The following is a 19,553-nucleotide window of genomic DNA, read 5'->3' on the forward strand; positions in this document are numbered from 1 at the left end:
TTATTAATTATTTAGGGTAATGGTATTTGCCAGTGATGCCTTTCCACTGATCAGATCTGTTGCTTTTAATTTGAGTAGTACAGCTTTGGAAGTACTTGATATTTTTGCAGATATGTGCTGTTGCGATTTAATTTTTTTATCAAATCTGATGATTTGTGTGTAACAGGCATCGTCAAAATATTTTTTATCAGTTTCAGAAATTTTGACATATTCTTTATTTAAAGATGGCGAGTAGGTGTAGGATCTGGTAAAAACTCCCGTTTTTGTATTAAAAGCATAACTATTGTTATTTCCTAAAGCGCTTTTGAAATAAGTGCCAATAGCTTTACTGAAATTATTTAGGGCATTGATCGTTTCAAATGAACAAGATACTGTTGCGATATAATTATTGAAATCAAGACTATATTGTACTTGACTAATACCCTCAGTATTCTTTAAGATTCTACTCATCGCTTCCGCTTCACTCTTTATTTTTTCTTTTGTTGGAATTGTGATGCCATTTATACTTTTAAGTTTCATTAAAGAGGCTACCTTCGTACTACTTTTACTGAAGTTTAGTGTTGCTTTAATATGACCCGAACCATTACTACTCATATTTATATCCTCGATAAAGTCAAAGCATCCAGTAAGTAAAAAACTGCTGCAGATTATACTTAATAGCAGTGATATGGATTTCAGCTTTCTCATTTTTAATTTCATTATGTCTCTATTTAGTTTTTTTTATGTTATTTTACGATAAGGTTTACCGAGGATTTACCCTCTCTGAAATCCATTCACTACCTAACTTTAGGAATGAAAAACAAAGTTAATGAATAGGGAAGCGTACACCCATCCCCGAAAGTAGGGGTTTTGTTTATACACCAAGCTATTTACGAATTAGACCATATTCCAATGCTAATTTGATGGTTGAACTCAAATTCTTAGCACCAAATTTCTCAATGAGATTCTTACGATGGCTTTCCACAGTATGCGGGCTTATAAATAATTTTTCAGCTATTTGGGAGGTTGTTAAGCCCGATGCAGCTTCAGTCAATACTTCTTTTTCTCTTCTTGTCAATTTTGGGACACTATTTAAGCCATCTTTAGCCTTTTTATCCACGATGCTTTTTGTTTGGGAGCAAAGAAACTTGTTACCTTTTAATATTTGTTCAACACCAGTAATAATTTCGTCCACAGAAGCATTTTTTTGAATGTAACCGTGAGCACCTTCTTGCAGTACACTATTGATTACAGCATATTCGTTATGTACACTAATGATAATGATACGCATATTAGGATACTTTAGTTTCAAAGGTTTTATGAGCTCAATGCTATTTGCATCAGGGAGGTTGATATCTAATAGGAGTATATCAATATTCGTATTTGACAACGCTACATGCATAGTTGAAGCGTCGGGATAACAACCAACTACTTCAAAGAAATCTTCTTTTGATAATATATTTTTTAGTCCCTCTAGTAGTAGGGGATGATCGTCAGTAATCGCAATTTTTATCATGTAATATTTTTTTGAATATGAATTCTACACTTGTTCCAACTTGTTTTTCAGATTGTATGCTGAATTTTCCTTTTAAAAAATCGACTCGAGATTGAATATTATACAAACCAGCTGAATTGTTTCCTTTAATCTGATGAATATCAAATCCATCACCATCATCTTCGACAGTAATGCTATAGTGATCGGTTTCTTCTACAACTTGTATTATAATCTGCTTTGGCGAGGCATGTTTAATGGCGTTGTTGACAAGTTCTTGAATAATACGATAAACTAGGAGCTGTCTGTCTTTTTCTAAATCACTTTTATAATGCAAGAATTGTACATCAATATCTAATTGATCATTTGACATACGCCTCGCATAATCTTGAAGAGCTTCTTGTAAGCCATACCTGTTTAGCAATTCTGGCATCAGATTATGAGCTACACGACGGAGTTTCTTCTACAGCTGTATCCAGTTTCTCTATGGATTTTTGCATGTTATTTTTGGCTGGTGAAGCTACCTGATCAGTCAATTGCGATAAGCTAATTTTGGTACTTGATAGTAAGCCTCCCAGACCATCATGAAGATCACGTGCCAATCTTCCTCGTTCTTGTTCTTGTCCTGATAACATGGCGGTCAGTGTGGCGATTTTCGCATTCTGCCTTTCTTTATCTAAAGTCGCGTTATAAAGTTCTTTATTTTGACGAAGTCTTTTAGAACGTTGTTTATAGGCATAGAGCAGGAGCATCAAGGCCAGCAAGAATACTAAAATTAGACTGATATAGTATTTGTTTATCTTTTCTTTATAAGATATTTCGTTTTTATAATTCAGAATATCTTGCGCACGACTCTGCGTTTCTAATCTTGATAATTTGAGTTCTTGTGTTCTTTTTTCCGATTCTAATTGCGTTAGCTCCAGCTGTTTTCTTTGATTTTCTTCATGCAATTTCAAATTTTCCAACTCCTGTTTTTGTTGTAAACTGATGGTCTGCATGAGACTTATTTGTTGCTCTTTTTTATCAGCTTCTAACTGCATGGTAATGAGCTGTTGTTGTTGTCTTTCCTTGTCAAATTGCGCTTCCAGTCTTCTTCCCAATTCCAGTTGTTCTCGATTGTATATGGATTTAAATGTTTCCATATAAGCCTTATAGTAGCGAATTGCCTCAGTTAGATTTTTCTCTGATTCAGCAATTTCGGAAAGACTTTCATAAATACTGAGAATTATATTTTCATCAGGAACACTACTTTTAGAAACTTCTGTTAAAGCAGCAAGCAAATATTCTTTTGCACGGTCGGGTTTACCATCTTTAATCGCTAATTCTGCCATGATGCCATATGAAGAAGCTACATGCGTATATTGTTGAGTCGCTAATCCTTGCTTTCTAGCGAGTTCGGCATAATAAAGGACTTTATTTTGATAACTATTTGGGAAATAGCTAAAATAAAGATGTGCTAAATTGTTAGCTACAAAAGAAAGGTTTGAAGGGAAGGGAATCTTACTTTTATTTTTATCATAAGTATTGATAGCTTGCAAATAATATTTTTCAGCCAGATTGCGCACGTCCTGCTTGCTCTCGTCTTTCATATATTGCTGTTCGTACATATAACCCATAAGCATATAGGCATCAAAAATAGCAATTGGATCATTTTGTTTAATGGCTAAATCTAAAGCGAGCAAGCTATATTTTTCCTGTAATTGGTGTTCATTCCAATTGGCGTAGACTGAGGTTAGTTCCTTATAGGTTGTCGATTTGCGACCATTCAGTGTTGGCGATGGAGGAGCTTTGTCGAAATAGGTAATCGCACGTAAGAAACTTCTTACAGCTTCGCCCTCTTTATTGTTTCGTACATGAAGCCAGCCTTCACAATAATTAATGTAGCCTTTTATTTCTATATCTTTTGAATTGTCTGCATATGCTTTTGCTTTTTCCAAGCTGGTATCAGAGTCCTTCAGTCGTTCAGCTATTCGGTTATTCATAGCTGAGATGGCATACAGGTTGGCAGCATATTTGCCATCTTTTAGAAGAAGTGCAACCTGCAAGTTTTCATCAAGTATTTGAGCAGCTTTCTCTTCTTGTTGATTGAAAAATAAAGCCGTTATATATTTACCGGCCACGTAGAGCCTATCAGGATTTGTTATAGCAATGTTTTCGTACTGAAGTTTTAGATTATTTAATACTTCTTGCGCAGAAGTGTGATGCATCAAAACACAAAAACTGAGGGTGACAAAAATATGTCTTAACTTATGCTTGAAACTAATCTTATTTTTGCTCATCTGTATTCCTTATGAATCTGTATTTAGGAGACTAAGATATCACTTTTCATAAACACTGAAGGAATTTTTAATGAATATAATGACCGTTTAATGGCTCTTAAGTAAAGAAAACTCCCATAATCAAATAGTTGAACAAGAAGCGCTTTAAGTTTTAATCAGCTTCTAAATCAACCACTTTTTGATTTTTCGTGCCTATATAATAACACGCTTCGTTTCTTTTATCTTCTGAGACTAAAGCAATACCAATTTCAAAAAGTATCTCTTAAGTAAGGGTATTGTTTTTTTTTTAACTCATTGATATCAACATATTTTCCATTTTCTGTCTTTGGAAAGTAATTCCATAATCAATCCTAAACATTTTTTTATTGTACTATTGCTGAAAGTATTATGAAGTATATTGTGGCAAGTGCGTACGTTAGCTTCTTCATGATATTAAAGTCATATTACAAAGATGCCATTTCTAACGCATCAATTTTATCCCTGAAACTAGTGATTTTGCGTATTTATAATAAGATTACTAAAATGGTATCCATAAAAATGGGGACATGATAAAAGACGTACTTAATATTTTTTGGTTTATTTTATTCAGTTACAGATGCATAACAATTTTTTCACGGATTGATTTGGATAGAAAAGAAATACAAATTTTGATTTCAAATTTATGGAGTAGTCTTTAAACGGATTTTTCATCTTGTAAACCTTTAAATGAATATGCTTTATTATTTGATAAATGCACCTTCAGGAATAGATGGATAGATTTCTTCAAAAGAACGATGTTTGTTATTTTGTCTTTTATGGATTAACGATCTGTTGAGATGTTTCAAATTAGGGCTACCGGATGCTGCAAGTAAGTCTAAAAAATCTTTTAATATTTCTTCGTGATAATTTTTCACGCGTTTCCATTTCTCCTCCACAACCAATCCATTCACTAATCTCGCATCATTCGTTGCTACACCAGAAGGGCAGGTGTTTGTGTGGCATTTAAGGGCCTGTATACATCCTAAAGCCAGCATCATACCTCGAGCAGAATTGCACACATCTGCTCCTATACAAAGCGCTTTAAAGATGTCAAAAGCTGTGAATATTTTAGTGGCAGTGATAATCTTAATATCTTTTTTTAAATCAAATCCGCGAAGTGTATCGACGGCAAATACCAACGCTTCCTCCCATGGCATGCCAACGGCATTCGAAAAATCAATAGGAGCTGCACCTGTGCCACCTTCAGCACCGTCGATGGTGATAAAATCAGGCTTTATTCCTGTTTCCAAAATAGCTAAGCAGATGTCTATAAATTCTTTTTTACTACCGATTGCAAGTTTAAATCCGATTGGTTTACCTGCTGATAACTCTCGCAGTTGCTGTATAAAATCAAGAAGTCCTTTGGCGTCGTGGAAAGCGGTATGGCTTGGAGGAGAAATGACCGCAGTATGGGGCTTGACACCTCTGATTGCCGCAATTTCGTCATTGTTTTTAGATGCAGGCAACACACCTCCATGACCCGGTTTGGCTCCTTGTGAAAGTTTAATCGCAATCATTTTGACCTCAGGTCGATTCCCATTTATTTGAAATTTCTCTGGAGAAAAGAAGCCATCTTCGGTCCGACAACCAAAATAGCCCGTTCCTATTTCGAAGACAAGATCTCCTCCCATGAGATGATAGTTTGAAATACCACCTTCCCCTGTATCGTGAAAGAAACTTCCAGCTTTTGCTCCTCGATTTAAAGCCATGATTGCATTTTTACTTAAAGCACCAAAACTCATGGCCGAAATATTAAAAATACTAGCAGAGTAGGGCTGTTGACAACCTTTAGAGCCTATAATTTCTCGAGGTGGGTTTGGCAATTTGGGAGCAGCATAAATACTATGTTGCATCCAACTATAGTTTTCTTGATTGACGTCAAGCTCCGTCCCGAACGGATGATTTTCATTTTCTTTTTTCGCTCTTGAATAAATATAATCGCGATGATTGCGATCTATTGGTTTACCGTCAGTTCCTGATTCGACAAAATATTGATGTAGTTCTGGACCAATCGCCTCTAAGAGAAAACGCATGTGACCAATAACAGGATAGTTACGCAGTATGGCATGTTTCGTTTGCGTAAGGTCATATATTCCAATAAGTAATATCGCTAAACCTATGCCAATTAAACCCCAAAATGGCCATGTAAATACAATGAAAATAATCAAGAATAGCACTATTAGTGTACTTGTAAATCTGACAACTTCTCTCATGTTTGTGAATTAGGTTATTAAAATTTCTTTATTATATTAAAACCCCACTTTGACAGTTTTTGTTTCTTTTATTTCCAACCACCTCCTAATGCCGCATATATTTGGACTACAGCTTGTAGCTGTTACAATCTGTCATTGACTGCATTGTGTTTCGCATTTAATAGATTTTGTTCAGAGGTAAGGACATCTGTGTAATTTGTTGTACTCGTATATTTAAGTAATTCTTTCGTAAAATGCACTGCTTTCTCCAAGTTGACTATTTGTGATTTCCGAGAAGAAGAATTTTCATTTGATAGCTTGGGTGGTTTGCGCTGGTAAAATAGTAATCGATGAAAGTAAGAAGCACAGGAGTAAAATCCTAACCATTAAAACAATATTGGAATAAACAAAGGAAATCTATTTAAGATGTCTTTGTGTTTACAGGCTCATTTTATCAAGTATAATGTGTCGGATCTTCAGCGGTAAAATTTTCTTGTCATAAGACAAGCATATTTGGGACTCTATTTCTTTAATTTTGATACTTAGAATATAAGTAAACTGTTGTAAATCAATAAACATGGATAAATCTAAATCAACTAAATTAGCGGCAATCATTCCAGCTTACCGCATGCATACCCAGAACTTTTTAAGTTTGCTTGATGGGATTTCAGAAATTGATGCCAGGAAGAGAATAGATGGACGAACTAATCATATTATTTGGATGGCAGGCAACTTTGTCAATGTGCGATATGCAATAGCTCATCTTCTAGACCTCAATGAAGTAGATCCTTATCAGGATTTGTTTTATATGGGTAAGTCATTGGATGAACAATTTAAATATCCAAATCTAATCGATTTAACAAAAAATCTTCACTTCATATCCCCCAAAGTTTACCAAGGTCTATTGGATATCCATGACGAGCAATTATCAGAGCTTTTTCCGATCGGTATGAGTATTCCATTCATTCACGAAGATAAGCTCAATTTTATTGGCATGTGCATTGGAAGGCAAGATTATCTTTGCGGACAGATGGCACTCATGAGACGCATACTGGACTATCCTGCAATGAATTATAGCGTGGATGAAAAGATTGGATATTAATATGGATCCACATGTAGCACAAGATTTTTACGTAACAAGAATTGATCTGTATCACGAAATTTGGAGGAAACCCTTACTTTTCATACATGGTTCTGGAGGTTAGATACGGGAGGACTTTTTAAGTTAATTCTTAATATTAACTAATATTAAATAGCATATTTTATATTTTTTTTTATAGTTTTAGCGCTTTAGAATATTTAAATACAGAAATGGCGTTAACAAACTTATCAAGACATGTCGCTCTTGGAATTGATATTGGCGGGACGAATACTAAATTTGGAATAGTAAACCATCGTGGTGAAGTTCTGGAAAAAGGTAATTTACGTACGGATGAATATAAAAAGGTAGAAGAGTTCATTGATGCTTTACATGAAAAAGTAAATCCATTAATTGAAAAATATGGAAGCGTTAATAATTTTGATGGTATAGGAGTTGGAGTACCAAATGGTAATTATTATACAGGGACTGTAGAACAAGCTGCCAATTTACCATGGAAGGGGATAATTCCTTTTGCTGAGATGATTGAAAGCAAATTTGGCTTAAAATGTGTCATAACTAATGATGCAAATGCTGCGGCTTTGGGCGAAATGCTATTTGGAGCAGCTCGGGGAATGAAAGATTTTATTATGATAACATTAGGTACAGGGGTTGGTAGCGGAATAGTCGCCAATGGGAATGTAGTTTATGGTCATGATGGGTTTGCTGGTGAATTGGGGCATACAATAGTGAAGCCAGGAGGGAGAAAGCATTGGAGTACAGGATCTGAAGGAAGTTTAGAGGCTTACGCATCTGCAACAGGAATTGCTATTACGGCAAAGAAAATGAGGGCAGAGTTTCCGAGCTCTATGCTTAATGAATACCCTGAAGACGAGATCAACTCCAAAACAGTTCATGAGTGTGCTCTAAAAGGTGATCCAATTGCTATTGAAGTATTTCGCTATACAGGACAAAAGCTTGGGGAAGCTTTGGCTAACTTTGTGATGTTTTCATCTCCAGAAGCTATTCTGTTGTTTGGTGGAGTTATACAAGCTGGGGACTTTATATTAAAACCTGCTAAACTACATATGGAAAGGAATCTTTTTCCAATTTTTAGAGATAAAGTTAGATTGGTTTTTAGTGAACTACCTGAAGCCGATGCGGCAATTCTTGGTGCAAGCGCGTTGGTCTGGGAGCAATAACCACGACTTTTTCGATCATATTATCTATCCGACCTACAATATAACCATAGCTATGGTTAAATTGTAGGTCGGATTTCTGTTGTACTTTTCTCTGTAATTAACTTCGCTATGTTATCCTGAAAGTTAAGTTAATAAAATTAAGCCCCATTTCTTACACTACTCGATTTCTGACAAATGTTTGAGAATTTCAGATTGTTTTATTTTTTGTAACTTGGCTCAGATTAACTTATATATAATAACCAATATTATATAAACCGATACAAAAATAGTTGAATTATTTATGAAATACTATTGTTTACTGTCTGCTCTGATACTACATTCTTTATGTCAAGCACAGGAGGAAAGAAAAGAAGTAGTTTCTTTGGATAGCGCTTATAAAAGAGGGTATCATATTACAAAAATTGCCAATCAACAAGCACGTATAGATGGTAAATTGGATGAGGAGATATGGAATAATGTTGGCGAGTGGTCTGAGAAATTTTCTCAAGTTATTCCTTTCGAACGTGCACATACAGATTCATGGACGCGCATGAAGATATTTTATGACGATCAAAATGTGTATGTAGGTGTTTATTGTAAAGACAAACATCCTGAGACGATGAATTCTTTTATTGGCAATCGAGACGATAATACTAATGGAGATCTTATTAGCATTGCATTCGATACTTACCATGATTATCGAGTTGCTTCAGAATTTAATATAAACCTCGGTGGAAACAAGACCGATCTTACCGTTACAGATAAACTCTCTGTCAATTTAAGTTGGAATACGGTGTGGGAGGGACGTACACATATTAACTTAGCAGATTCAAGTTGGACTGCCGAATTGCGAATTCCCTTTAGTCAATTGCGTTATAATCAGATAAGTTCTGATGGTATCTGGGGTTTGCATGTCAGACGTATTATTCGTAGAAATAATGAAGTTCAGAACTGGAGCCTTATTCCAATCAAGAATAATGGGCATGTGTTTTCATTCGGTGAGATGAGCGGCATGACCGATTTGCCAAAACCAAGGGGAATAGAGTTTTTACCTTATACCATGAGCAAGTTTGTTAGAGATCCAAAGATTCCGAACAGTCCTTTTCAGAAAGGTAGCAAATGGCAGGCAACGGGGGGATTAGATGCAAAATTCGCGCTGAATGATTTCACCTTGGATATGACTATCAATCCAGACTATGGTCAGGTGGAGCTTGACCCATCAGTTATGAATCTGTCTGCATATGAGATTTTCTATGACGAGAAAAGACCCTTTTTCCTAGAAGGGAAACATATTTTGGAATTTGACAATAATGAGGATGGGATGATGTTTTATTCGCGCAGAATAGGTGCCATGCCCACCTACCGACCAAATGCTATTGACAATCTCAATAGTTATTCGAGCACAGCCAATCCTATCCCTATCCTAGGAGCTATGAAACTGACAGGTACAAATAGAAATGGGGTCACCGTTGGTTTCTTGGAGAGTGTTACAGCTGAAACGAGCTCAAAAGTGATGCGTAATGGTCAATCGGATAGAGAAGTGACAGAACCTCTTACCAATTATACAGTGGCTCGTGTGCAGAAAAATTGGGATGGTAATACTTTACTTGGTGGTATGGTGACCTCGGTTAATAGGAAGCTAGGGGAGAGGCATCTAGAAGAAATTATGGTAGACAATGCTTTTACTGCAGGAGTAGATTTTACGCAGTATTTCGCTAAAAGACTCTATTATGTCGATGCTAAGGGAATGTTTAGTACCCTACATGGCTCATCTGATGCAATTTTGCATACCAAGATGAATGCGACGCACTATTATCAACGTGAATCAGGGGCGAATTATTTGAACTTAGATCCCGATAAAAATAATTTACAAGGTACTGGAGGTTATGTTAAAATAGGAAAGAAAGGAAATGCACAATGGAATTTTGCACAAACTTTTAGTTGGTCATCACCAGGGTTTGACCTCAATAACGTCGGATATCTTCGTCAATCAGATTATAAATTTAATGAATCAGAGATTACATTTCGAAAAACGGATCCTTGGGGCCCCTTTCGTTTTGCAGGAATTAATTTGACGCAAAAAAATATGTGGAACTATGGTGGAAAGGCAATCAATAATGATATTGCACTTAGGTGGAGAAGCTTAAGTACCAAGCATCGAATAGAGATGGATGTCAAAGAAAAATTCAACTGGAATACGATTGATAGCCGCCAGTTGAGAGGTGGACCAGATTTGCGCTATAATTCGAATATTGAGACAAATGTCGTTTTGAATTCGGATAGAGCTAAGCGGGTTGTTTATAAATTGGATTATAATGGAAGACATTATTTGGGACAAGAAACGGGATATAATACGATAAACCCCAGTATGATTTTCCGACTGGGTAACCATGTTCGCCTTACAGGTCAGCTCAATTACGCCTGGAATCAAGACAATCTGCAATATGTCAGCACTGCCTCTCCAGAAGTCCACCCAACTGATCCAGCAACTTATATCATGGGGCGGATGAAACAGCAAACCTATGGTATCACATTGAATATGCAACTCAATCTAACTCCCGATATTTCTATTCAATATTATGGTTTCTCCTTTTACATCGGTTGCCAAATATGACCGATTTAAGCAAGCTGAAAATACAGATTCACGCGTATACAAAGATCGCTTTACCGAATTTACAACGGATGAAATCAGTTATAATGCTGGTCTTTATCAAGTCAATAAAGGTGGAACTCAACTGTCGTTTAATGATCCGAACTTTAGTTTTAATGAGTTTCGTTCCAACTTGGTGGCGCGATGGGAGTATCTTCCGGGTTCAACTTTATATCTTGTTTGGGAACATAACCGGTCCAATCGTGACGATATTTACCAAACCGGCTGGGGAAATAACCTAGACCGTATGTTTGGCCTACCCGCAAGCAACACATTTATGATGAAGTTCAATTACTGGCTCAATATGTAACAAAATTCCTTTCCCTATCCAATTGGATAGGGAAAGGAATTTTGCTACTATAATGCAATTTCAAATAAGCTAAAAGATCCCTCTTTGTAATGTTCTGGTAATTCAGCCGTCCATTCTACCATAGTCACCCCTTTAAAAGTAAAGCCACAATTGCTGTAATAATTGTTTATTTTTTCATTTCCACTATGCGTATCAAGTCTGATATATTTTTTATTAGTTGTAGCCGCATATTCTTTAGCCCATAAAACGATTTTTGTTACATACGAATTTCCCCTAAAAAGTGGGTTTGTAGCTATTCTGTGAATATAGATTGAGGAATCGTTCGCAGCTTCCTTCCATAAGACATCATCATTGAATGTGAGTAAAAATGTACAGGCTATAGCTTCCCCCTCTAAAATGACATAATGTCTATTTTCTCCGATCTCCTTTTGTATCTGGGACAATTCAAAACCCTTCCAACCTTTATTGCCCACTTGCAATTTATAAGCTGAGGCTTGTTCGTAAACTTGAAAGATTGCCGCAATATCGCTAGTCGTGCTATTCCTTATATTCATTGTTTAATTTGAATTCTGATGCTCGTGGTATTTCTAATCTTATAGCATCATATGATGATTTTTAGCAAATATATTTATTTTTTCGTCTTTTGACCAAGTAGATTTCACTCATTTAACAACTTAGGTTGCGTGGGAAATAAAAAATAACAACTATCTTTTGATATTTAGTTGTTGTACAAGTTAATATCCATGTGCTCCCATCCATCTATATACCTAATTTTAATGTGGTTATCGTTGTGTGATGAAGTTGTGAAACAACAGTTTCAAAAATAGCAGGGAATAAATGCTTTAAATTGAATTACCTTCATACTTATATTTTAACAGAGTACGTGAAAATAAACATAATTTGATAGGCAAAGTTCTTAGGTTTGCTTATTGTAATAAAGTTTCAAATGTTAATAAATAAAGAGAATAAATGGATCATTCCTGTTATGGCTTTTTCAGCAGGAACCATAGTTGCCAATGTGTATTATAGTCAGCCCATTCTTAGGAATATAGCTGAAACCTTGGGGAAATCTGAAAGTGCTGTTGGTAAAATTTCTGTGCTGGCACAATTGGGATATGGTCTGGGTATGTTTTTTCTACTGCCTTTAGGTGATAAGTTAAATAGAAAAAAATTAATTTTATGTATTTGTCTTACCCTTATAGTGATGCTTTTAACGCTCGCTAATACCACAAATTACAGCCTCTTGCTTATCCTTAGTTTTGTAATTGGCGTATGTTCTACACCTGCACAGATTATCCTACCGATGTCCGCAGCCCTAGGTAAAGAAAATCGAGGTAAAAATGTCGGTATCGTATTTAGCGGAATCCTGTGTGGTATCTTAGGTTCACGGTTATTGAGTGGTTTATTGACAGACTTATGGGGTTGGCAGAGTGTGTTTGTCAGTTCGGCGTTGCTTGTTTCAATAAGCAGTCTATTGTTGTTTTTTGTTTTACCGGAAGTACCTAGCAAATTTAAAGGTACTTATCTTGGGTTACTTAAATCTACAATCACATTAATAGGTAAGTATAAAATCCTCAGACAAGCATCTTTACTTGGGGCCTTCACTTTTGGAGTGTTCTGTTCTTTTTGGACAACTTTAACTTTCCACCTTAGTGATGCTCCTTTCAATTTTCCAGCCTCTACAATCGGCCTTTTTGGTCTAATTGCCATAGGAGGGGCTTTAGTGGCTCCATACTTCGGGAAAATGGCCGATAAAGGTCAAGTGTTTAAAAACCTTTACCTCACAGTGGGTATGTTATTTTTAAGTATTTTGGTCATGTGGTTTTTCCCACATTCCATATGGGTTTTGATTATTGCTATCTTTTTTTTGGATATTGGCGTTCAGGCAACTCAGATCACAAATTTCACACGTATCTATTCTCTGGATGAGGAGGCGCATAGTCGGTTAAATACCGTATATATGACCACCTATTTTATTGGTGCAGGCACCGGAACATTCTTTGGTCTATTAAGCTGGACATTTGGAGGATGGAATCTAGCGCTTTCACAGATGCTTATCTGGAGCACTGCGGCTTTATTTGTTGTCTGGTTATCCAGTAAGAATAAACTTTAGAAGTAAGGCAATGTTCAACTTTATACTTTACGAATATTTTTGTAAAAATTCCCATTAATGAGAAAAATGTCGTATTATTGCAGAAGTAACGTTTGAAAATGTTTTTTTATCTATGTTCTTACCTCTCTATTGAAATATGATTTTTAAAGAGACATAATGTTGACAAGAATTGTTCTGACAATTGGTAAGTAAAGGATAAATTATTAATATGATAATACCAAAACCATTATAGAAAAGAATACCTTTTATCGCTATAGAATCTCATTTCTATAGCGATTCTTCTGTAAGATAGACTCGAAAACTAGTATAAAATTAATTGCAACCTCTGTTTGTTTATTATAATATAAATGAATTTATATTTCCAAATTTGTTAAGCAAAAATTTGTCTAAGTTCACTAACTTTGTATCAATAAGACAAGTCCATCATGTTGTACAATCCATTCGAGCAACTTAGCCATAGCAGCTTTCAAGAACTCTTGGATAAAGGCTATCGTGACTTTGTGCTACAGCGATTTGAATGGCCAGATATCAGTAAAGGCTCCGGCTTTTTATTGTCTCCATACTGGAAGACAGAAGAGGCTCAAGAACATGCTGCACAGTTAAATCCTAAAGAAGGTAAGGCCGTCAGTATACCAGCAGATACCCTGCGTATACATCAATTGTTAGCGTCGAATTCCAGCTATCGCATCTTCATCAACCGCTTTTACGAAGAGAGGTGGAACAAACGAATGTTGCTCATGTATGAAAACAAGATCATCAACTATCTGCGGAGTAAAACTACCTTCAAACGCAAAGATCCTATAGATATCCTATTTACTCTGGAGCACGGGCGTGTATGGGCAATCATCAGCAATGGAAATATTAAAAAGAAAGTCAGCGCCATTGAACTCCTATCTTAGCGACCTAAGATCTATTATTTCTGCAAACAACTTGATTACTTCAAGTGTTTAAAATCAAACAACTTAACATATTACATATAAACAATCAAACAACTTGATTACTTCAAGTGTTTAAAATCAAACAACTTAACATATTACATATAAACAATCACTATGTGCTGGGACATATCATTACATACAGACATCGAAATTGTCAAGAAAACCTTTTCCAAACTACGAGACGAACGTAAGAAAGTCGATTATGATTATCGTTATTTTGAAAATGTGCAGGCTATTACCTTCCCTGGTTATCCCATAATATATAAAGATAAGGAAAGTCAGGATCTTGGTCTTGTCGAAATGGAGTGGGGTGTATTGCCTACCTATATTCAAGATCCTAAGGAGCAGGACGACCGAAGGCGCAGTATGGTCAATATCCGTAGCGAACGCATTCTTGCCGATGGCAAGTCTTACTGGCATCGCTTGAAAGACCAGCGCTGTCTTATTCCCGTTTCCGGTACCTTTGAACATCGGAAGGTACATGGATGGAAAAAGAAAGTACCGTATTACATCAAGGATAAAAACCGAGAAATTTTCTATATTCCAGGGTTATATCAGTGGCATGAATCCGTTGACCAAGATGGCAGATCTCAGAAAGTAGGCAGCTTTGGTATGTTGACTCGAGAGGCCAATACCATCATGGGCCATATTCACAATGATGGTCCCAACAAAGGACGCATGCCGCTTTTTCTATCTCCGGAATTAGAGCAAAAGTGGCTATCTGCTACCGATGACGAAAATCTGACACCAATATTCAACTATGAAGTCCCAGATCTATCACTCGAGTGTTACCCAGTGTATACATTGAGAGGATTCCCAAATAGACCCGATGGCAAATTGCGGTATGATCCTTACCCATGGTCCGGTTTACCACTATTGGGACAGGATGGACCCACTCAGCTAAGTTTTTTTTAATGTCAAAATAATCACGCCATGAAGTTCGTCTCTTTAACCCTAACCGTTTTGCTAGACCTGAAGTCTAAAGGATACAATATATTGACTTCTAGAAATAACGTCGGTGATGAAAATCCAAGCTACTATCCGATTAAGGTACCTGATGTCCGGGAGTATCTGCTACGCTTGGATTGCAGAGCAATGATTGCAGCCTTTCAAGAGCCAGCCATCTTGGTAATCGAAGACGTTCTCAATATTTCAGATGATGGGACGATTGAAGGACAAGTGTTTATCGAAGACGACTATCAACAAAGGTTAGAGCAGAGGCTTCAGCTCTATAACCAGTACTATCAGTTTATCGCAAATCCCGAGGTATACGATTTCTCATTCGATCCACAGGGCGTACTGATACGCAATCATGCCGTGCATACCGGTGATCACGCTATGTATCTGGAATATTTGCAATTGCATTATCCCGACCATGTCAGTTCGGGAATGCAAGACTTAGAAGACCTTACACGGTCTTTAATCTGTTTAGATACCGCCCAAGCCTGTGATTGGTTTTTGACACATAGAGTTGCAGTCATCGAGTCAGACATTTGGTTCTGTGATGAAGACGCTATCTTAAAAGTTCTGGACGTGCAACAAGCGGATTACGTCTGGCACATTTCGGATGATACTGAAGAACTTATCTATAGCCAGATAACACCACAAGATATTCTACCATTGCGAGATCTCTTTTGGATTGACCCTAGAATAGGAAAAAAAATGTAATGAAAACACTTCCCCTAATTTCATTTTACATTATGGCTGATAACGGGATATATTGTTACAGTTAATAAGAATGGTAACAATATATAATTGGAGTTTATGTACCATCCTAGTACTGGTAGTAAATGAAACAACGGCGGAGAAAGGTTTTAAGCTTTTCCGCCGTTGTTTTTTGGCCTCAGTTGAATCACCCCGAATAGGTTATTGCATCTGCAAACCTTCCATTGAGTTTTGATTTTTGTTTTTCTTGAATATATTCATGTCCATTTTCCCAAAACGGTATGATAAGTTTAATTTGACAAGTTGAGGATTGGAGATACGGTAATAGGTTTGGGAAAATCCCTCTCCAGCAGATACAGTTGTGTTACCTCGGGTTCTAAAAATATCATTTACAGCTAAAGTTACTGAAGCAGCTTGATTCTTCAAGAAACTTTTCTTGATTGCTAGGTCAACTCCATAAAACGGTTTGATGTAGCCCTGTGAAGAGCTTTGAGCTTGATTCATAGGTGGACCGAAAGTTTGGTTTTGCGTTACCGGCATATTCGTTTTGCCTTGATATTCAAAAGCAAGCTGTAGATTCCAACTGTTTTTAATATTGAAGGTATTGTTTAGTTTCCCAAAAACTGTCCACATACCCTCGGCTGGTGTACTGTCATCGACCTCTATTTTTGAATTGTAAAAGTTAAGATCTGCTGTCATATCCCACCATTTCTTCAGATTGTTCGTATAGGTAAACTCTGCCCCATAGTTTCTGGCTGGAATTGGCATTGATATAGGTATTGATGAAATCCATTTTATCTGTGATCGGGTTTAGCTCCTGTGTCAGATAGCGTGTAATCAGATTGTTCGTTTTTTTGTAATAAACTGAAACAAGAAAAGTTCCTTTGCCATGCGTTCTGCTATAAGAAAGTTCTCCTGAAGTCGTAAATTCTGGGACCAGGTCTGCATTACCACGGGTGATGTTTAAACTATCGGTATAATCAATAAAAGGAATCATTTGAAAAAAATTGGGACGGTTCACACGACGTGTTACACTCATCTGAACTTGATCTTTCTCTGATAGCTTCTTGCTTAAGAACAGAGATGGAAATAAGCTAAGTGGGTAACGATTATGGAATTTCTCATTTGTGTTCAAAAGTTCCCCGTCATAGGTAGAGCTTTCTGCGCGAACTCCAACTTTGTAGGATACCCAATCTTTTAGATTTCCACCTAGCGAAACATATGCTGCATAAACGCTATTTTTACTATCGTAATTAGCAGATGCTGAAGAAATATTTTCAAAATCATCCTGACCGACTGCTTTTAAGGAATTGTCATTCAGGTTCTTTAAATTATTAATCTGGGCGCGCAAACCAGTCTCCAACTTCATCCCATTTTTAAATGGTTTGACATAGTCTGTCTGAATTGTCATAAATTGATTTTCACCAGAACCAATATTCTTTTGAACTTGAGTGCCAGTTATTTGATTTATATCATTTAGGTAATTGGTGCTATAAAGTCCATTGGAGTTATTCTCACCACCAAAATAATTAAAGTCAACCGTAAATTCTTCTCCTTCTGTTTTGAATTTCTGTACTAAACCAGCTTGCAGGCCTCTCGGTTTAAAGCTTCGCTCCGAATCTGAGATTCTTTTGCTCAACGATGTATTTCCACCTGACTGTGTCGATATCAGGGTGTTTTCGTTTGGTCTAAACTTCCCTTCAACCAATACTCCTGCTATTGAGACCGAAGTACGGGGACTAAAATCATAGTCTACCCCAAGTCTTCCAAACGTAATCATGCCCTTTGTTTTACCCTCGATATCTTGATCTACAGTCGAATTTAAACCATTGATACTGCTCGTTCTATGGCTGTCACCTTCGGAGTTTGTACGCATACGCATGTTCATTCCTGTCAATGATATATTTAATTTATCTTGACGCGCATTTAGGCTACCCATAAAATTGGTTCCGCCAAATCGGTCTCCTCCGGCAGTAACCATACCATTGTAACCAGTTTTTTTATTTTTTTTGAGAATAATATTTATAATTCCAGCCATGCTTCCAGAAGCATCATATTTAGCAGAAGGATTGGTGATAATTTCGACCTTCTCGATGACGTCGGCCGGTATTTGGTCGGGTGTAAGCGTTGTTGGCTTTCCGTCTACGAAAATCGTTGGAGCGGCATTTCTGAGTTTGACATTACCATCGATATCGACCTGTACAGATGGCATATTACGAAACACATCGATAGCTGTACCACCTGTAGCTACGATATTCTTTTCTACATTGAATACTTTTTTGTCAATGTCCATTTCTAGCAATGCCTTACGCCCAGTAACAATTACTTCATCCAGTTTCCGATTATCGTTTTCTAGTGTTATAGCACCTAAATCTTTTTCCGAAATTTTGTTATCTGTACCATATTCAACAGGTACGTCAATTGCTGTATAACCAATTGAGCTTATTCTTAGCTTCCATTTGTCGCTGGTTGACACATTTGAAAAACTAAATTTCCCGTCTTCCCGTGTACTTGTGCTTTTTAATAATACCTCTCTTTGTTTACCTGTAGCGTTATCATTAATTACTTGAAGGAGATTGATAGAAGCTTGTGCAATAGGTTTTCCTTGATTGTTTACAATTTGACCTAAGAGCCTGCTCTCAGAAATGGTGATATCACTTGAACGATTACTCGATGGAGTTTGGGCATGTAACGTAGGGATAGCCGTTGCCATAATAACTGCAGATATGTATCTTTTCATTTTTTCTTTTATCGATTTATTCGGTTATCCACTTTAAGATGGACCGATAGAAAGCAAATTTGAAAAATATTCTTAATCTACACAATCATCTGTAGACGGACAGCGTGTATGTGTAGACGAATGCGATTATTGTGGTTGAAAAGGGTAGCTTAAAGCTTTACTATAAATGGAAAAGTTCGATGTTTCGGATATATTTCTTACCTATTGGCAATGCTGTTTTAGACAATGTGAGTTTAGTTTGAGTCACATTTTCAATCCTATTTTTGTTGACGATAAAGGAATTGTGGATTCTTAAGAAATCGGTTTTAGGGAGTATCTTTTCCATACCCCGTAGGTTGCTCCGTGTGAGAAGAGGAATATCCCGGTTTATTAAATAGATTTTAACGTAGTCCTTAAGACCTTCAATATAACTGATTTCATTGAGTAATATTTTTATCTTTTTGTATTCAACATTGACAACAATATAATCGTCCACAGGTAATTGTTTTGCACGCATCATCATGATATCTTCCACCTTTCTAATTGCACTTGTCAATCGTTCCTTGGAAATGGGCTTCAATAGATAATCGACTGCATTTAACTCAAATCCTTCCACAGCGTATTGATGATAAGCAGTGGTGAAAATAAACAATGGGGGTTCTTCAAGTTCGCGGATAAATTGTGTCCCCAATTTTTCGGGCATCTGTATATCCAAAAAAATCAAGTCTACGGGGTGATTTTTTAAAAAATCGTTAACATCAGTTGGAGCATTGAATTTGCGTAGTATTTCGATATTATCAAAACCCAGCAAATCGTCTTCCAAGATGTTCAGTGCAAACGGTTCGTCGTCGATAAGTATACATTTAATCTTCATCGGTTGTCAGTTTGAGTATTACTTTGAAATATCCATCATCAGTGCTTTGGATAGAAAGGTTGTGC

17 protein-coding genes are annotated in these 19,553 nt (G+C 36.6%); 8 read left to right on the forward strand and 9 right to left on the reverse strand.

Annotated features, from left to right (window positions below; genetic code table 11):
* Nucleotides 1-3: 3 nt before the first annotated feature.
* The 5 genes from ACFX5U_RS10165 to ACFX5U_RS10185 all read right to left on the reverse strand — a co-directional run bounded on the left by ACFX5U_RS10165 (nucleotide 4) and on the right by ACFX5U_RS10185 (nucleotide 5,981).
* On the reverse strand, nucleotides 4-594 hold the full coding sequence (locus ACFX5U_RS10165; protein WP_400263363.1) for a hypothetical protein: 591 nt from the start codon (nucleotides 592-594) through the stop codon (nucleotides 4-6).
* Between the two features lie 271 nt (nucleotides 595-865).
* Nucleotides 866-1,495: a response regulator transcription factor gene (locus ACFX5U_RS10170; protein ID WP_280568053.1), complete on the reverse strand. Its 630-nt coding sequence runs from the start codon at nucleotides 1,493-1,495 to the stop codon at nucleotides 866-868.
* A complete protein-coding gene (locus ACFX5U_RS10175) occupies nucleotides 1,473-1,904 on the reverse strand; it encodes a sensor histidine kinase (RefSeq protein ID WP_400263364.1) in 432 nt (143 codons plus the stop codon). Before ACFX5U_RS10175 ends, ACFX5U_RS10170 begins: the two co-directional genes overlap by 23 nt.
* A 4-nt stretch (nucleotides 1,905-1,908) precedes the next feature.
* The gene (locus ACFX5U_RS10180) at nucleotides 1,909-3,750 is read right to left on the reverse strand and encodes a histidine kinase (protein WP_400263365.1); all 1,842 of its coding nucleotides are present in this window, start codon (nucleotides 3,748-3,750) and stop codon (nucleotides 1,909-1,911) included.
* Between the two features lie 719 nt (nucleotides 3,751-4,469).
* A complete protein-coding gene (locus ACFX5U_RS10185) occupies nucleotides 4,470-5,981 on the reverse strand; it encodes an FMN-binding glutamate synthase family protein (RefSeq protein ID WP_400263366.1) in 1,512 nt (503 codons plus the stop codon).
* Between the two features lie 556 nt (nucleotides 5,982-6,537).
* Here ACFX5U_RS10185 and ACFX5U_RS10190 point away from each other — a divergent pair.
* From ACFX5U_RS10190 to ACFX5U_RS10205, 4 genes are all read left to right on the forward strand, one after another.
* Nucleotides 6,538-7,062 carry a DinB family protein gene (locus ACFX5U_RS10190; RefSeq protein ID WP_280568046.1) on the forward strand — a complete coding sequence of 175 codons (525 nt, stop codon included), beginning with the start codon at nucleotides 6,538-6,540 and terminating at the stop codon, nucleotides 7,060-7,062.
* Nucleotides 7,063-7,271: 209 nt separating this feature from the next.
* Entirely contained in the window at nucleotides 7,272-8,240 is a 969-nt protein-coding gene (locus ACFX5U_RS10195; RefSeq protein WP_280568045.1) for an ROK family protein, read from the forward strand.
* 280 nt (nucleotides 8,241-8,520) lie between these two features.
* Nucleotides 8,521-10,833, forward strand: a complete 2,313-nt coding sequence (locus tag ACFX5U_RS10200) for a DUF5916 domain-containing protein (protein ID WP_400263367.1) — start codon at nucleotides 8,521-8,523, stop codon at nucleotides 10,831-10,833.
* Nucleotides 10,799-11,179, forward strand: a complete 381-nt coding sequence (locus ACFX5U_RS10205; protein WP_400263368.1) for a DUF5916 domain-containing protein — start codon at nucleotides 10,799-10,801, stop codon at nucleotides 11,177-11,179. The genes ACFX5U_RS10200 and ACFX5U_RS10205 overlap by 35 nt, the downstream gene beginning before the upstream one ends.
* A gap of 47 nt (nucleotides 11,180-11,226) precedes the next feature.
* Here the strand turns inward: ACFX5U_RS10205 and ACFX5U_RS10210 are convergent, their stop codons facing one another.
* Entirely contained in the window at nucleotides 11,227-11,733 is a 507-nt protein-coding gene (locus tag ACFX5U_RS10210; protein ID WP_038698221.1) for a GNAT family N-acetyltransferase, read from the reverse strand.
* A gap of 392 nt (nucleotides 11,734-12,125) precedes the next feature.
* Between ACFX5U_RS10210 and ACFX5U_RS10215 the strand changes: the two genes are divergently transcribed.
* The 4 genes from ACFX5U_RS10215 to ACFX5U_RS10230 all read left to right on the forward strand — a co-directional run bounded on the left by ACFX5U_RS10215 (nucleotide 12,126) and on the right by ACFX5U_RS10230 (nucleotide 15,898).
* The gene (locus ACFX5U_RS10215; protein WP_400263369.1) at nucleotides 12,126-13,292 is read left to right on the forward strand and encodes an MFS transporter; all 1,167 of its coding nucleotides are present in this window, start codon (nucleotides 12,126-12,128) and stop codon (nucleotides 13,290-13,292) included.
* Between the two features lie 425 nt (nucleotides 13,293-13,717).
* Nucleotides 13,718-14,191, forward strand: coding sequence for a hypothetical protein (locus tag ACFX5U_RS10220; protein WP_280568038.1), 474 nt, complete (start codon nucleotides 13,718-13,720; stop codon nucleotides 14,189-14,191).
* A 153-nt stretch (nucleotides 14,192-14,344) separates the two neighbouring features.
* Complete coding sequence (locus ACFX5U_RS10225; protein ID WP_400263370.1) at nucleotides 14,345-15,145, forward strand: SOS response-associated peptidase; 801 nt, start codon at nucleotides 14,345-14,347, stop codon at nucleotides 15,143-15,145.
* Nucleotides 15,146-15,193: 48 nt separating this feature from the next.
* The gene (locus tag ACFX5U_RS10230; RefSeq protein WP_400263371.1) at nucleotides 15,194-15,898 is read left to right on the forward strand and encodes a hypothetical protein; all 705 of its coding nucleotides are present in this window, start codon (nucleotides 15,194-15,196) and stop codon (nucleotides 15,896-15,898) included.
* A 198-nt stretch (nucleotides 15,899-16,096) separates the two neighbouring features.
* Here ACFX5U_RS10230 and ACFX5U_RS10235 read toward each other — a convergent pair whose 3' ends face one another.
* The 3 genes from ACFX5U_RS10235 to ACFX5U_RS10245 all read right to left on the reverse strand — a co-directional run bounded on the left by ACFX5U_RS10235 (nucleotide 16,097) and on the right by ACFX5U_RS10245 (nucleotide 19,488).
* On the reverse strand, nucleotides 16,097-16,594 hold the full coding sequence (locus ACFX5U_RS10235; RefSeq protein WP_400263372.1) for an outer membrane beta-barrel protein: 498 nt from the start codon (nucleotides 16,592-16,594) through the stop codon (nucleotides 16,097-16,099).
* Nucleotides 16,578-18,635, reverse strand: a complete 2,058-nt coding sequence (locus ACFX5U_RS10240) for a TonB-dependent receptor domain-containing protein (protein ID WP_400263373.1) — start codon at nucleotides 18,633-18,635, stop codon at nucleotides 16,578-16,580. Before ACFX5U_RS10240 ends, ACFX5U_RS10235 begins: the two co-directional genes overlap by 17 nt.
* A gap of 160 nt (nucleotides 18,636-18,795) precedes the next feature.
* Nucleotides 18,796-19,488 (reverse strand): LytR/AlgR family response regulator transcription factor, encoded by a 693-nt coding sequence (locus ACFX5U_RS10245; RefSeq protein ID WP_400263374.1) that lies wholly within the window; start codon nucleotides 19,486-19,488, stop codon nucleotides 18,796-18,798.
* Nucleotides 19,489-19,553 lie beyond the last annotated feature (65 nt).

Source organism: Sphingobacterium sp. SG20118 (genome assembly GCF_044740685.1).
Classification (GTDB): domain Bacteria; phylum Bacteroidota; class Bacteroidia; order Sphingobacteriales; family Sphingobacteriaceae; genus Sphingobacterium.